This is a genomic window from Candidatus Merdisoma sp. HCP28S3_D10 (assembly GCF_052065835.1).
GTDB lineage: Bacteria > Bacillota > Clostridia > Lachnospirales > Lachnospiraceae > Laedolimicola.
Genome location: NZ_JBQHTG010000002.1, coordinates 276,083 through 291,129 on the forward strand (window position 1 = coordinate 276,083; position 15,047 = coordinate 291,129).

Below are 15,047 nucleotides of genomic sequence, written 5' to 3' on the forward strand. Positions count from 1 at the left end.
CACGTCCCTCAAAAACCAATAATTCAGGAAAGGTGAGAACAATGAAGGAAAAACTGCAGAAAATCCGGGAAAATGCCATTGCGCAGATTCGGGAAGCGAAAAATCTGAACACATTGAATGAAGCTCGCGTGGCCATTCTTGGTAAAAAGGGTGAACTGACCAGCGTATTGAAGAGCATGAAGGACGTGGCTCCGGAGGACAGACCGAAGGTAGGCCAGCTGGTTAATGAGACCCGTGAAGAGATTGAAAGGGTTCTGGAAGAAGCCAAGGCAAAGATGGAAGCCATGGTTCGCGAGGAGAAGCTGAAGGCAGAGGTTATCGACGTAACGCTTCCGGCGAAGAAGAACAATGTAGGACATCGTCATCCGAATACCATTGCCCTGGAGGAGGTTGAGCGTATCTTCGTAGGTATGGGCTACGAGGTGGTAGAAGGACCGGAGATCGAGTACGACCTTTACAATTTTGAAAAACTGAATATTCCGGAAGGACATCCGGCCAAGGACGAGCAGGATACCTTCTATATCAATAAAAACATCGTGCTGCGTACCCAGACTTCTCCCTGCCAGGCCCGTGTGATGGAGCAAGGAAAGCTGCCGATCCGTATGATCGCTCCGGGACGTGTGTTCCGTTCTGACGAGGTGGACGCAACTCATTCCCCGTCCTTCCATCAGATTGAAGGTCTGGTTGTGGACAAGAATGTTACTTTTGCGGATCTGAAGGGTACGCTGGAGGAGTTTGCCAAGGAGCTGTTCGGCGCCGAGACGAAGACCAAGTTCCGTCCCCATCATTTCCCGTTTACGGAGCCCAGCGCCGAGGTAGATGTAAGCTGCTTCAAATGCGGCGGTAAGGGCTGCCGGTTCTGCAAGGGCAGCGGCTGGATCGAGATCCTGGGCTGCGGTATGGTACATCCTCACGTACTGGAGATGTGTGGGATCGATCCCAACGAGTACACAGGCTTTGCCTTTGGCGTAGGTCTGGAGAGAATTGCGTTGCTGAAGTATGAGATTGACGACATGAGACTGTTATACGAAAATGATATTCGTTTCTTGAAACAGTTCTAAGGAGGGAGAAAAACAATGGATACATCTTTATCATGGATTAAAGCGTATGTGCCGGATCTGGATGTAACGGCGCAGGAATATACAGATGCAATGACACTTTCCGGAACGAAGGTGGAGGGCTTCACCAGACTGGACGCAGATCTGGAAAATATCATCATTGGTCAGATCGTGAAGATTGAGCAGCACCCGGACGCGGATAAGCTGGTAGTATGCCAGGTTAATATCGGAGAGGCAGAGCCGATTCAGATCGTTACAGGCGCCCCCAATGTCAAAGAAGGACAGAAAATTCCGGTAGTTTTGGACGGCGGCCGCGTAGCAGGCGGACATGACGGCAAGATGACTCCGGGCGGAATCAAGATTAAAAAGGGAAAGCTTCGCGGAGTGGAGTCCAACGGTATGATGTGCTCCATCGAGGAGCTGGGTCAGAGCCGGGAGATGTACCCGGAAGCGCCGGAATACGGAATCTATATTTTCCCGGATGACGCAGTGGTAGGCGAGAACGCTATCCACGCCCTGGGTCTGGACGACGTAGTATTTGAATATGAGATTACCTCCAACCGTGTGGACTGCTACAGTGTCATCGGTATAGCCAGAGAGGCAGCGGCGACCTTCCGGAAGAAGTTTGTACCGCCTGTGGTAACCGTAAAGGGCTCCGGCGGAGATGTCAATGATTATATCAAGGTAGATGTAAAGGATGCGGATCTCTGCCCCCGTTATTGCGCGAGAGTGGTCAAGAATATCAAGCTGGCTCCCTCACCGCAGTGGATGCAGCGCAGACTGGCTGTAAACGGTATCCGCCCCATCAATAATATCGTGGATATCACCAATTATGTAATGGAAGAGTATGGTCAGCCCATGCACGCCTACGATCTGGATACCATTGCGGGTCATCAGATTCTGGTGCGCCGGGCAGAGGAAGGCGAGAAGTTCGTGACCTTGGACGGCCAGGAGCGTACCATGGATGAGAATGTTCTGATGATCTGCGACGGTGAGAAGGCTGTGGGAATCGCAGGTATCATGGGCGGTGAGAATTCCATGATTACAGACCATGTAAAGACGATGCTGTTTGAGGCTGCCTGCTTTGACGGCGTGAATATCCGCCTTTCCGCAAAGCGTATCGGTCTTCGTACCGATGCTTCCGGTAAGTTTGAAAAGGGTCTGGATCCGAACAATGCCCAGGCTGCCATCGATCGTGCCTGCCAGCTGATTGAGGAGCTGGGAGCCGGTGAAGTGGTAGACGGTATGGTTGACGTTTATTACGGAAAGAGCGAGCCTTCCAGAGTGCCCTTTGACGCGGATAAGATCAATGGTCTTCTGGGAACCGATCTCAGCAAAGAGCAGATGTTGGATTATCTGAAGCTGGTCGAGCTGGATTATGATGAGAAAACCAATGAAATCGTAGCGCCCACCTTCCGGCAGGATATTCACCGCCTGGCAGATGTGGCAGAGGAGGTAGCGCGTTTCTTCGGTTACGACAATATTCCGACCACACTGCCGAGAGGAGAGGCTACCACAGGTAAGCTTCCGTTCAAGCTTCGCGTGGAGGCTGTGGCAAGAGATATCGCTGAGTTCTGCGGCTTTTCCCAGGGTATGACTTATTCCTTTGAGAGCCCGAAGGTATTTGATAAGCTGCTTCTTGACGCGGAGGATCCCATGCGCCGGGCAATCCGGATTTCCAACCCGCTGGGCGAGGATTTCAGTATCATGCGTACTACCTCCATGAATGGTATGCTGACTTCTCTGGCTACGAACTACAATCGCAGAAATAAGAATGTACGTCTGTACGAAATGGGTAATATCTATATCGCGAAGGCGCTTCCGCTTCAGGAGCTTCCGGATGAGCGGATGCAGTTCACCCTGGGTATGTATGGCGACGGCGATTTCTATAATATGAAGGGCGTTATCGAGGAGTTCTTCGATAAGCTGGGTATGCGCGACCGTGTACACTATGATCCGAAGGCCGGTAAGAATTATCTCCATCCGGGACGTCAGGCCAATATCTATTATGACGGCAAGCTGATGGGCTATCTGGGTGAGGTTCATCCGGTGGTTGCCGACACCTATGGCATCGGCGAGCGGGCTTATGTGGCTGTTCTGGATATGCCGGTGGTAACGGAGATGGCGACCTTTGGTCGTAAGTATGAGGGAATTGCCAAGTTCCCGGCAGTAACCCGTGATATCTCCATGGTGATCCCCAAGGAGGTGCTGGCAGGCCAGATCGAAGAGGTGATTGAGCAGAAGGGCGGCAGCTATCTGGAAAGCTTCCAGCTGTTCGACATCTACGAGGGAAGCCAGATTAAGGAAGGTTATAAGTCCGTGGCTTATTCTATCGTATTCCGCGGTAAAGATAAGACGCTGGAGGAGAGCGACATTTCCGCGGCTATGAAGCGGATCCTGAAGGGTCTGGAGGGCCTGAACGCAGAGCTTCGTCAGTAGTATAAAACTGTAAAACTTTTACAGGACATCGATTGAAAAGATCGATGTCCTGTTTTGGCTGACAGAATGGCCCGGACATGCTATAATATTTTTATGTGAGCAATTTCGGACAGGAGGATGATGTATGAAGGTAGGTATCGTTGGGGCAGGGATGACAGTGCCCTGGTTTCTGGAGGCGTCAGACGGGATTCCTGCAATGGAAGTGACGGCTCTGTTTGCGCGAAAAGAGGAGAAGCGAAAAGAGCTTTGTGAGAAATATCAGATTCCGGCAGCCTATGACAGCTATGAGAAGCTGCTTGCGGATCCGGAGATTGACGTATTATATCTGCCGGTACCCAATCATCTGCATTACACCTTTGCGAAGCAGGCGCTGGAGGCAGGAAAACATGTGATTCAGGAGAAGCCCTTTACCGTGACCTGTGAAGAGGCAGAGGAGCTGGCAGCTCTGGCCCGGGAAAAAGGGCTGATTCTTTTTGAGGCGATTACCAATCAGTACAATGCCAACTATGAAGAGGTGCGAAAGCTTCTGCCGGGTGTGGGTGACGTGAAGATTGTGCAGCTGAATTTTTCCCAGTATTCCAGCCGCTACGAGGCTTTTAAACGGGGACAGATTGCGCCGGTCTTTGATCCGGAGAAGGCGGGCGGCGCGCTGATGGATCTGAATATCTACAATATCCACTTTGTGGCGGGGCTTTTTGGAGAACCCAGGGCGGTTCATTATTTCCCCAATATAGAAAAGGGAGTGGATACCTCGGGAATCCTGGTAATGGAGTACCCGGGCTTTCAGTGTGTCTGCATCGCGGCAAAGGACTGCGGAGCGCCGCTTTCCGTGAATATCGAGGGCGATAAGGGCTGTATCTTCAGCCATTCGAATTCCGGACGCTTTGAGGAGTTCAGTTATCAGGAAAATAAAAAGGAGCCGGTGCATTATGAGCTGGCCTGCCGGGAGAATGCCTTCACGGAAGAACTGACTGCCTTTACGGACTATTACGTAAGAAATGACCGGGCAGAGTTTGACAGGCGTCTGGACCACAGCCTGAGAGTTATGCGGATTCTTAATCAGGCAAGAAAAGCTTAAGGACAAGAACCGGAGGAAGGATATGTTTTATTCGATTCACAATAAGGAAATCCGGGAAATCAGCCTGGAGCAGCTGGATTTCCATGACATCTGTGTGGGGTATCTGACGCTGGATGAATTGAAAAGCTGTTATCAGGAGTTGGGCCTTTCGGAGGTGGCGGTGAAAGACTGTATGACGGATTTTACCCATTTCCGGACCAGTATGGATGTATACGATGAGTTCAGCTTCGGTATGATCAATATCGTGGATATCCTGAATCTGAGCACCCGCCGGAACCGGATTGGTTTTTTTATTAAGAAAAATCTGTTTGTTATGGTGAAAATCATTGACAAGGAGGACAGCATCCGTCAGATGTTCCTGGACGCCATCGGACGGTTCCGTCAGAATGCTACTATGGAGAAGGTGATCTACGGTGTGCTGGAGCGTCTTTTGTCCAGCGGCAACCGGGGTCTGGTCATGACGGAACGGCAGATTATCGCCATGGAGCGGGAAGTGGTCAACGGCAAGGTGGATCCGGAGCTGAATACAGAGATTTTCGATCTGCGGAACCGGCTGTCTACACTGAAGAATTATTACGAGCAGCTTATTGATATCGGAGAATCCCTGCAGGAGAATGAAAATGACTTGTTTGAGGAAGAGGATCTTCGCTATTTTAAGATTTTCACAGACAAATCTGAGCGTCTGAGCAACAATACCCAGCTGCTCTGCGATAACCTGATTCATCTGCGGGAAGCCATGGACGCTACGCTGAACTACAATCTGAACAATACCATGAAGCTGTTTACCATGGTGACTATCATATTCCAGCCGCTGACACTGATCGTTGGCTGGTACGGTATGAATTTTAAATTTATGCCGGAGCTGAATATGCGGTTTGGCTATCTGTATGTCATTATACTGAGCATTGTGGTGGTAGGCGCGATTCTGTACTGGTTTAAGAAGAGAAAGTTCTGATGGGACTTTTGTAAATAGAATTTTCAAAGGATAGGAACAATAGCATGAAAACAAGTGATTTCTATTATGATTTACCCCAGGAGCTGATTGCCCAGGATCCGCTGGAGGATCGCAGCAGCTCCCGTTTAATGGTGCTGGACAAAAAAACGGGACAGGTGGAGCACCGGATTTTTCGGGATATCGTCGATTACCTGAATCCGGGAGACTGTCTGGTAGTCAATAATACCAAGGTAATTCCCGCCCGTCTGATGGGCGTCAAGGAGGATACCGGCGCGCATATCGAAGTGCTGCTTCTGAAGCGGAAGGCGGACAATGTGTGGGAAACTCTGGTAAAGCCGGGAAAAAAGGCGAGACCCGGAGCCCGCATTGATTTTGGCGACGGCCTGTTAAAGGCTGAGGTCCTGGAAGTGGTGGATGAGGGAAATCGTCTGATTCGGTTTGAGTTTGACGGTATTTTCGAAGAGATTCTGGATAAGCTGGGACAGATGCCCCTGCCGCCCTATATCACCCATCAGTTAAAGGATAAAAACCGTTACCAGACCGTGTACGCAAAGCATGAGGGATCTGCGGCAGCGCCGACGGCGGGACTTCACTTTACGCCGGAGCTTCTGGAAAAAATTCAGGAAAAGGGCATTAAACTGGCGCATGTAACCCTGCATGTGGGCCTGGGTACCTTCCGGCCGGTTAAGGTGGACGATGTAACCCAGCATCATATGCATTCGGAATTTTATATGGTGGAAGAGGATCAGGCCAGACTAATCAATGAGACAAAGGCTGCGGGCGGCCGCGTGATCTGCGTGGGTACCACCAGCTGCCGTACCCTGGAGTCTGCCACCGGAGAAGACGGTATCCTGAAAGCGGGAAGCGGCTGGACGGAAATCTTTATTTATCCCGGATACCGGTTTAAGATCATGGACGCGCTGATTACGAATTTCCATCTGCCGGAATCTACCCTGCTGATGCTGGTATCGGCTTTCGCAGATAAAGAAAAGATTATGAAGGCATACGAAGAAGCAGTAAGAGAGCGATATCGGTTCTTTAGCTTCGGGGACGCGATGTTTATCAAATAACATTGAAAATATACATGTAACAAATAAGAGCGAGGCCGTGGCCTCGCTCTTATCTATCGCTGTAGTTTTTCTAAATCTTTGTAAAAGGTGGGATAGGAGATGGTGACGCAGTCCGCGCCCTGAATCCGGGTTTCTCCGTCCGCGTTCAGTGCCGCTATCGCAAAGGACATGGCAATCCGGTGATCCAGATGGCTGTCGATAACAGCTCCGTGAAGCGGATAACCGCCTTCGATGATCATACCGTCCTCGGTGGCTGTTACGTGAGCGCCCATGGCGGTGAGATTTTCCGTCATAACTGCGATTCGGTCGGATTCCTTGACCTTCAACTCAGCGGCGTCCCGGATCAGGGTGGTGCCTTCTGCGAAGCAGGCCATCACAGCAAGGATGGGAAGCTCATCGATGAGGGTAGGGATCAGATCGCCTTCGATGGTACAGCCCTTGAGGGAGGAGGTGCGGACCAGCAGATCTGCGGTGGGTTCCCCGCTGTCTGCATTTTCATTCAGAAGGGTCACATCGGCGTTCATCAGTCTGCAGATCTTTAGAATACCGTCCCGGGTGGGATTGATTCCCACGTTTCGGATCAGGATCTCCGAATCCGGCGTGATACAGCCTGCCGCGATAAAGTAGGCGGCAGAGGAGATATCCCCCGGCACGTTGACCTTCTGTCCGGTAAGCTCTGGCTCTGGCTGAATGGTGGCGGTGGTTCCCTCTGTCCGCACGTCCGCGCCAAAGAAATATAACATCAGCTCCGAATGGTTCCGGGACAGGGCAGGTTCTGTGACGCTGGTAGGAGCGTCTGCGTAAAGACCGGCCAGAAGGATGGCGGATTTCACCTGGGCAGAGGCTACCTTTGTGGTATAGTGAATGCCATGGAGGGAACGTCCCTGAATTCGCAGGGGCGCGCAGCCGTTGCCGCGGATGCTTTCGATGGAAGCGCCCATCTGGCTTAAGGGTTCCATGATTCGACCCATGGGCCGTTTCTGGATGGAAGCGTCTCCGGTCAGGGTGGTTTCGAAATTCTGGCCGCTCAGAATACCGGAAATCAGGCGGGTGGTTGTGCCGCTGTTTCCGGCGTCCAGAAGCTGCTCCGGCGCGGAAAGACCGTGAAGTCCCCGGCCATGGATCAGAATCCGCTCGTTCTTATCCTCAACCGTGATACCCAGGCGGCGGAAGCAGTCGATGGTGGAGAGACAGTCCGCGCCCCTTAAGAATCCGGTAACCTCTGTAGTGCCCTCCGCCAGGGAACCGAACATAACGGCCCGGTGGGAGATGGATTTGTCTCCGGGAATGGTAATTTCGCCGCGTAAACGCTGTGTGCGTGTGAATTTCATAAGGGTTCTCCTAACGTTCATAAATGGTGTAGTGGTATCTGCGAAGAAGCTCTACCGCTTTTTTGTATGCATCCTCTTCATAAAGCTCTACCCGAAGCACGGCTTCCTCGAACTCCCGGTTGTGAATGATACCGATATTCTTCAGGCTGATGCCGCCGGATGCCAGAATGGTAGCCAGGGTAGCGATACCGCCCGCCTCGTCCACCATATCGCAGTAAAAGGCGTAGTTTTTCTTTAACGGGCCCATGGAAGCCTCGGGAATGGAATTGCGGTAATCCCGGGAGACGGCAAAAAAGTCATGAATCTTTCCGGCTTCCTTTCCAATGAGCTCTGCCCGGAGGCGGGAGAGCTGCTGCTGATAATGATCCAGCGCCCGGAGGATATTTTCCGAGTTAGTCATACAGATCTGTTCCCACATATCGGGAGAGGAGGAGGCAATTCGTGTAATATCCTTGAAACCGCCGGCGGCGATACGTTTCATCAGCTCCTCGGGGCCGTCCAGATCCTTTACCAGCTCCACCAGGGAGGAGGCAATGAGATGGGGCAGATGGCTGACACAGGCTGTGATAAAGTCGTGCTGCCGGTAATCGAGAACCATCGGAAGGGCTTTCAGGGAGGAGACAAGCTCCACGAAGTCCGTTATGGTGTCAGAGGGAATGCCCTCGCCCGGCGTTATAATATAGTAGGCGTTTTCAATCAGATGGGCTTTGGAATTTTCATAGCCGGTTTTTTCCGACCCCGCCATGGGGTGACCGCCGATAAACTGATCGGTCAGTCCCAGGGCCGCCACTTTTTCATGAATATCCGTCTTTGTGCTGCCCACGTCTGTCAGAAGACAGGTCTTGGGCAGTATCGGCTTCAGCTGCTCCAGATACCGGGCGTTGGTGGATACCGGGGCGCAGAGAAAGATGAGATCGCAGGCGGCAAAATCCGAACCCACTTTGGTACAGGCGGTATCGATAATTCCTTCCTCCACGGCCAGCTTCAGGGTGTCCTGGCTTCTCATATAGGCTATCATCCGGACCTCCGGGTGATAAGCGCGAATGGCTTTCGCGATGGAACCCCCGATGAGCCCCAGACCGATAAAGCCGATGGTTTTACTTTTCATGATGAAACTCCTTTGTGTGCAATGAAATCTCTAAGGTCTAAGTTTAAGGTCTTTTCCCGGAAATGTCAACACTATCCAACTTTAAAGTGAAAAAGTAATTAAGTGCCATTTGCAAAGTGCTGTATAAAAATTTGTGAAAATAGAAATTACTTGTAAAAAATATATAAAAATACTTGCATTATTGTCAGAATCTTAGTAAAATATATCCATGGTGTTCCGATGCCTTTCATTTACAAAATGAGAAATTTGACAGATGAAATATCCGGAACTATAAAATTATTGTAATCGGAGGAAGAGGCATGAATATTTACACAACTGACAAAATTCGTAACGTAGTTCTTCTTGGTCACGGCGGCTGCGGCAAGACCAGTCTGGTGGAAGCTATGGCATATGTGTCCGGTCTGACTACCCGTATCGGCAAGGTAACTGACGGTAATACCATCAGTGATTATGATAAGGAAGAGATTAAGAGAAAGTTCTCAATTACTACATCTGTGGTTCCTCTGATCTGGCAGGATTGTAAGATGAATCTCCTGGACACTCCGGGATATTTTGATTTTGTAGGCGAGGCAGAAGAAGCCGTAGCAGCTGCGGACGCGGCGATCATCGTCGTTTCCGGTAAGGCAGGCGTGGAAGTGGGAACCCAGAAGGCGTGGGATCTCTGTGAAAAGTATAAGCTGCCCAGAATGTTCTTTGTATCTGAGATGGACGTGGATAATGCTTCCTTCCGTCAGGTGGTACAGGATCTGACCGATCTGTATGGCAAGAAGATCGCGCCCTTCTATCAGCCTATCCGTGAAAATGAGAAGTTTGTAGGCTACATCAATGTCTGCAAGATGAAGGGCCGCCGCTTTACCGGTATCGGCACCCGCGAAGAGTGCGAGATTCCCGAATACTCCAAGGATAACCTGGCTATCTGCCGTGAGGCGCTTCTGGATGCAGTGGCAGAGACCTCGGACGAATTTATGGAGCGTTATTTCAATGGCGAGGAGTTTACCTTCAGCGAGATTCGCGCAGCTATGAAGTTTAATGTATGCGACGGCACCGTAATTCCGGTGTCCATGGGATCCAGTACCGAGCTCCGCAACATCCACAACCTGATGAATGATATCGTAGAGCTGTTCCCCAGCCCGGATAAGAAGACCTGCAACGGTATTAATACCAAGACCAACGAGATTTTTGAGGCGAATTACGATTTCTCCAAGGCAAAATCTGCGTATGTATTCAAGACCATCGTGGATCCCTTTATCGGAAAGTATTCTCTGATTAAGGTGACCTCCGGTGTAATCAAGTCCGACGATACGCTGTACAACCAGGATAAGGACGTAGAGGAGAAGCTGAATAAGCTGTATATTATGCAGGGAAATAAGCCCATCGAGATTACCGAGCTCCATGCAGGCGACATCGGAGCCATCGGCAAGCTGGCCAATACCCGGACCGGCGATACCCTGTCTACCAAGGCTACGCCGATTATATTCGGAAAAACAGAGATTTCCAAGCCCTACACTTATATGAGATATAAGGCAAAGAATAAGGGCGATGAGGATAAGATTTCCCAGGCTCTGTCCAAGATGATGGAAGAGGATCTGACTTTAAAGAGCGTTAATGATTCGGAAAACCGTCAGACTCTGCTCTATGGCATGGGCGATCAGCATCTGGATGTGGTTGTGAGCAAGCTGGAGGAGAAGTTCAAGGTATCGGTAGAGCTTTCCAAGCCGAAGGTTGCTTTCCGGGAGACCATTAAGAAGAAAGCAGATGTGGATTCCAAGTATAAGAAACAGTCCGGCGGACATGGCCAGTACGGTCACGTAAAGATGACCTTCGAGCCCTCCGGTGATCTGGAGACGCCTTATGTATTTGAGCAGGTAGTTGTAGGCGGCGCGGTTCCGAAGAACTATTTCCCGGCAGTGGAAAAGGGTATTCAGGAATCCGTAGCGAAGGGACCTCTGGCCGGATATCCGGTAGTAGGCGTGAAGGCGGTTCTTTATGACGGATCCTACCATCCGGTAGATTCCTCTGAGATGGCGTTCAAGACCGCGGCAAGCCAGGCCTTCAAGAAGGGCTTTATGGACGCAGGTCCGGTTCTTCTGGAGCCGATTGTAACGATGACCGTAACCGTTCCGGATAAGTATACCGGCGATGTCATGGGAGATCTGAACAAGAGACGCGGCCGTGTGCTGGGTATGAATCCGGTAGCCGGCGGCAAGCAGGAGGTAGTGGCAGATGTTCCGATGACGGAGATCTTCGGTTATTCTACAGACCTTCGCTCCATGACCGGCGGAAGCGGTGAATTTGCTTATGAATTCGCGCGTTACGAGCAGGCTCCGTCTGACGTACAGGCGAAGGAAGTGGAAGCAAGAGCGGCTGAGAGCGCAGAATAAACAGGGTTTTATGAGATAAGGGGAGATAAAAGAGAAGGATGCCCGGCGGTGTAAACCGGGCGTCCTTTTGCGTTTAAAAGTTCTTGTAAAATAAATCTTCGGAGGGTAAAATAGAAAAAGAATTCATCTTTCAGAGGAGTTGTGTTATGAAACGGTTATGGAGTTATATGAAGCATTACAAAAAGGAGAGTATCTTAGGTCCTCTCTTTAAGCTTCTGGAAGCCAGCTTTGAGCTTCTGGTGCCGCTGGTGGTGGCGAATATCATTGATACGGGTATCGCAAGCCGGGACGGCAGCTATGTGCTAAAAATGGGCGGCGTCCTGATTCTGCTGGGCTTCGTAGGACTGGCCAGTTCCATTACGGCCCAGTATTTCGCGGCGAAGGCGGCGGTGGGAACCAGCACGGCCATGCGGAAGGCTTTATTTGAGCATCTGAACAGCTTCTCCTATAAGGAGTTGGATACCATTGGAACCTCCACGCTGATTACCCGGATTACCAGTGATATCAATCAGGTACAGACCGGTGTGAATCTGGTGCTGCGTTTATTCCTGCGCTCTCCCTTTATCGTATTTGGCGCCATGATCATGGCCTTTACCATTGACGTAAGGTGCGCGACGATCTTTGCCGCAGTGATTCCGGTTCTTTTTGTGGTGGTTTTTGCTATCATGGGCGTTACGATTCCCTGGTACCGGAGGGTACAGAGTGAGCTGGACCGGGTGCTTCTGCATGTGCGGGAAAATCTGTCCGGTGTCCGTGTGGTACGGGCATTCAACCGGCAGCAGGAGGAGATAAAGACCTTTCATCGGGACAGCACTGCCCTTATGAACACCCAGCTTTTCGTGGGCCGGATTTCCGGGCTTTTGAATCCCCTGACTTACGCGATTATCAATGCAGCGGTGATTCTGCTGGTATGGACCGGCGGCCGTCAGGTAGATGCGGGAGTCTTAAGCCAGGGCCAGGTGGTGGCGCTGGTCAATTATATGTCCCAGATTCTCGTGGAGCTGATTAAGCTGGCCAATCTGATCATCAATGTAACCAAGTCTCTGGCCTGTCTGTCCCGTATCAATAAGATTCTGGATCAGGAAACGGGTATGGCGGAAGGAACGGTCGGAGAACAGAAGCAGGAGAAGGGAGTTCCCTGTGTGGAATTTAGGGACGTCAGCATTACCTATGAGGAGGGCGCGGACGCGGCCCTGTCCCATGTGAACTTCCGGGCTTACCCCGGGGAGACCATCGGTATTATCGGCGGCACCGGTTCCGGAAAATCCACTCTGGTGAACCTGATTCCCCGTTTTTACGACGCGACAGAGGGAGAAGTGCTGGTGGACGGCCGGAACGTACAGGAGTATACCTATGAGGGCCTGCGCGGAAAGGTGGGCGTTGTTCCCCAGAAGGCGGTACTGTTCTCCGGTACGATCCGGGAGAACCTCCGGTGGGGAAAAGAGGATGCCACAGACGAAGAACTGTACGCAGCTCTTGAGACCGCCCAGGGCCGTGAGATCGTGGAAAAGAAAGAAAAGGGTCTGGATACCGAAGTTCTGCAGGGCGGACGCAACCTGTCCGGCGGACAGAGACAGCGTCTGACCATCGCAAGAGCGCTGGTGCGGGATCCGGAGATCCTGATTCTGGACGACAGTGCTTCGGCTCTGGATTTCGCTACGGACGCGAAGCTTCGGAAGGCTCTGCGGGAGCATAAAGAAAAGGCTACGGTCTTCCTGGTATCCCAGCGGGCGGCGACTATCCGGCAGGCCAATCAGATTATTGTGCTGGACGACGGCACGGTAGCCGGCATCGGAAAGCACGAGGAGCTGTATCAGAATTGTGAGGTATATCGGGAGATCTGTAATTCCCAGGTTTCGGCAGAGGAGGAAAAGGCACATGAAGCGTAAATCCACATTAAAAAGAGTCCTTTGCTATATCGAAGGGTATCGATTGTATCTGCTGGCGTCCATTCTGCTGGCGGTTCTGACCGTGGCCCTGACCCTGTATGCGCCGATTCTCACCGGAGACGCCATCGACTATATGATGGGAAAGGGAGCGGTAGACTTTGCGGCCCTTCTGAAGCTTCTGACAAAGCTGGGCGTCATCATCGGATCCACCTCTGTATTCCAGTGGCTCATGAACCTCTGCAACAACCATATCACTTATAAGGTCGTGATGGACGTACGGACCGAGGCCTTTGACCATATGCAGGATCTGCCCCTGAGTTATATCGACAGCCATCCACAGGGCGACATCGTCAGCCGTCTAATCGCGGATATCGACCAGTTTTCCGACGGCCTGCTGATGGGTTTTACCCAGTTATTTACAGGCGCAATGACGATTCTGGGAACTCTTCTGTTCATGCTCTCGGTCAATGTGGGCATTACCCTTGTGGTGGTCTGCATTACGCCGCTGTCCCTTCTGGTGGCCAGCTTTATCGCCCGGCGGACCCACAGCATGTTCAAGCTTCAGTCTGAGACCCGGGGCGAGCTCACCGGACTCATCGACGAGATGGTGGGAAATCAGAAGGTAGTCAAGGCTTTTGGGCATGAAGAAGAAGCCATTGCGCAGTTTGATGAGATTAACCGGAAGCTGCAGAAGCACAGTCTGCGGGCGATTTTCTATTCTTCCATTACCAATCCGGCTACCCGGTTTGTCAACAGCATGGTTTACGCAGGTGTGGGCGTGGCAGGCGCTTTTGCGGCTATCCGGGGAGGATTGAGCGTGGGCCAGCTTTCCTGCTTCTTAAGTTATGCCAATCAGTACACCAAGCCCTTTAATGAGATCTCCGGTGTGGTCACCGAGCTTCAGAATGCCCTGGCCTGCGCGGAGCGTGTCTTTGATTTTATCGACCAGAAGCCCATGAGCGCGGATCCGGCGGACGGCCCCCATATCGAGAAGGCAGAGGGCAGTGTGGATCTGGAACATGTAGAGTTCTCCTATACGAAGGACAGAGAACTGATCAAGAACCTGAATTTGCATGTAAAGCCCGGCCAGAGAATCGCCATCGTGGGTCCCACCGGCTGCGGCAAGAGTACGCTTATCAATCTGCTGATGCGTTTCTACGACGTGGACGCAGGCTGCATTTCTGTGGACGGAACGCCCATTCAGGAGCTGACCCGGGAAAATCTGCGGCAGCAGTACGGTATGGTGCTTCAGGAGACCTGGCTGAAGTCCGCGACGGTTCGCGACAACATTTCCTATGGAAAGCCGGACGCCACGGAGGAAGAGATTATCGAGGCGGCGAAGGCCTCCCACGCCCACAGCTTTATCCGGCGTCTGCCCAAGGGCTATGACACGGTGCTTTCGGAGGACGGCGGAAGTCTTTCCCAGGGCCAGAAGCAGCTGCTGTGTATTGCCCGGGTTATGCTGTGTCTGCCGCCCATGCTGATTCTGGACGAGGCCACCTCCAGCATTGACACCCGTACAGAACTTCGGATTCAGAACGCTTTTGCGAAAATGATGGAGGGGCGTACCAGCTTCATCGTAGCCCACCGGCTGTCTACCATCCGGGAGGCAGATGTGATTCTCGTTATGCGGGACGGACAGATTATCGAGCAGGGTACCCACGAGAGTCTGCTTGCGGCAGGGGGCTTTTATGCAGAGCTGTACAACAGCCAATGGGCTGTGTAAACTCGGATTTTG

The 15,047-nt window shown here is 51.7% G+C and carries 10 protein-coding genes; 8 read left to right on the forward strand and 2 right to left on the reverse strand.

Annotated elements, in window-relative coordinates; all coding sequences use genetic code 11:
• The first annotated feature begins 41 nt into the window (after positions 1–41).
• The 5 genes from pheS (at position 42) to queA (ending at position 6,600) form a co-directional block, all read left to right on the forward strand.
• On the forward strand, positions 42–1,061 hold the full coding sequence (gene pheS, locus ACTNCH_RS06455; RefSeq protein ID WP_441016926.1) for a phenylalanine--tRNA ligase subunit alpha: 1,020 nt from the start codon (positions 42–44) through the stop codon (positions 1,059–1,061).
• Positions 1,062–1,076: 15 nt separating this feature from the next.
• Positions 1,077–3,497, forward strand: coding sequence for a phenylalanine--tRNA ligase subunit beta (gene pheT, locus ACTNCH_RS06460; protein WP_441016929.1), 2,421 nt, complete (start codon positions 1,077–1,079; stop codon positions 3,495–3,497).
• Positions 3,498–3,621: 124 nt separating this feature from the next.
• Positions 3,622–4,575, forward strand: coding sequence for a Gfo/Idh/MocA family protein (locus tag ACTNCH_RS06465; RefSeq protein ID WP_441016932.1), 954 nt, complete (start codon positions 3,622–3,624; stop codon positions 4,573–4,575).
• 22 nt (positions 4,576–4,597) lie between these two features.
• A complete protein-coding gene (locus tag ACTNCH_RS06470; RefSeq protein ID WP_441016935.1) occupies positions 4,598–5,530 on the forward strand; it encodes a magnesium transporter CorA family protein in 933 nt (310 codons plus the stop codon).
• A gap of 44 nt (positions 5,531–5,574) precedes the next feature.
• Entirely contained in the window at positions 5,575–6,600 is a 1,026-nt protein-coding gene (gene queA, locus ACTNCH_RS06475) for a tRNA preQ1(34) S-adenosylmethionine ribosyltransferase-isomerase QueA (RefSeq protein WP_441016938.1), read from the forward strand.
• Between the two features lie 53 nt (positions 6,601–6,653).
• Here queA and aroA read toward each other — a convergent pair whose 3' ends face one another.
• On the reverse strand, positions 6,654–7,931 hold the full coding sequence (gene aroA, locus ACTNCH_RS06480) for a 3-phosphoshikimate 1-carboxyvinyltransferase (protein WP_441016941.1): 1,278 nt from the start codon (positions 7,929–7,931) through the stop codon (positions 6,654–6,656).
• 10 nt (positions 7,932–7,941) lie between these two features.
• Positions 7,942–9,039 (reverse strand): prephenate dehydrogenase/arogenate dehydrogenase family protein, encoded by a 1,098-nt coding sequence (locus tag ACTNCH_RS06485; RefSeq protein ID WP_441016944.1) that lies wholly within the window; start codon positions 9,037–9,039, stop codon positions 7,942–7,944.
• Positions 9,040–9,338: 299 nt separating this feature from the next.
• On the opposite strand from ACTNCH_RS06485, the gene ACTNCH_RS06490 reads away from it, so the two are divergent.
• The 3 genes from ACTNCH_RS06490 to ACTNCH_RS06500 all read left to right on the forward strand — a co-directional run bounded on the left by ACTNCH_RS06490 (position 9,339) and on the right by ACTNCH_RS06500 (position 15,035).
• A complete protein-coding gene (locus ACTNCH_RS06490; protein ID WP_441016947.1) occupies positions 9,339–11,420 on the forward strand; it encodes an elongation factor G in 2,082 nt (693 codons plus the stop codon).
• Positions 11,421–11,566: 146 nt separating this feature from the next.
• The gene (locus ACTNCH_RS06495) at positions 11,567–13,309 is read left to right on the forward strand and encodes an ABC transporter ATP-binding protein (RefSeq protein WP_441016950.1); all 1,743 of its coding nucleotides are present in this window, start codon (positions 11,567–11,569) and stop codon (positions 13,307–13,309) included.
• Positions 13,299–15,035 (forward strand): ABC transporter ATP-binding protein, encoded by a 1,737-nt coding sequence (locus tag ACTNCH_RS06500; protein WP_441016953.1) that lies wholly within the window; start codon positions 13,299–13,301, stop codon positions 15,033–15,035. Before ACTNCH_RS06495 ends, ACTNCH_RS06500 begins: the two co-directional genes overlap by 11 nt.
• Positions 15,036–15,047: the final 12 nt, after the last annotated feature.

Coding starts and splice junctions, on each gene's coding strand:
- pheS (WP_441016926.1), top strand. CDS start 42: ATGAAGGAAAAACTGCAGAAAATCCGGGAAAATGCCATTGCGCAGATT.
- pheT (WP_441016929.1), top strand. CDS start 1,077: ATGGATACATCTTTATCATGGATTAAAGCGTATGTGCCGGATCTGGAT.
- ACTNCH_RS06465 (WP_441016932.1), top strand. CDS start 3,622: ATGAAGGTAGGTATCGTTGGGGCAGGGATGACAGTGCCCTGGTTTCTG.
- ACTNCH_RS06470 (WP_441016935.1), top strand. CDS start 4,598: ATGTTTTATTCGATTCACAATAAGGAAATCCGGGAAATCAGCCTGGAG.
- queA (WP_441016938.1), top strand. CDS start 5,575: ATGAAAACAAGTGATTTCTATTATGATTTACCCCAGGAGCTGATTGCC.
- aroA (WP_441016941.1), bottom strand. CDS start 7,931: ATGAAATTCACACGCACACAGCGTTTACGCGGCGAAATTACCATTCCC.
- ACTNCH_RS06485 (WP_441016944.1), bottom strand. CDS start 9,039: ATGAAAAGTAAAACCATCGGCTTTATCGGTCTGGGGCTCATCGGGGGT.
- ACTNCH_RS06490 (WP_441016947.1), top strand. CDS start 9,339: ATGAATATTTACACAACTGACAAAATTCGTAACGTAGTTCTTCTTGGT.
- ACTNCH_RS06495 (WP_441016950.1), top strand. CDS start 11,567: ATGAAACGGTTATGGAGTTATATGAAGCATTACAAAAAGGAGAGTATC.
- ACTNCH_RS06500 (WP_441016953.1), top strand. CDS start 13,299: ATGAAGCGTAAATCCACATTAAAAAGAGTCCTTTGCTATATCGAAGGG.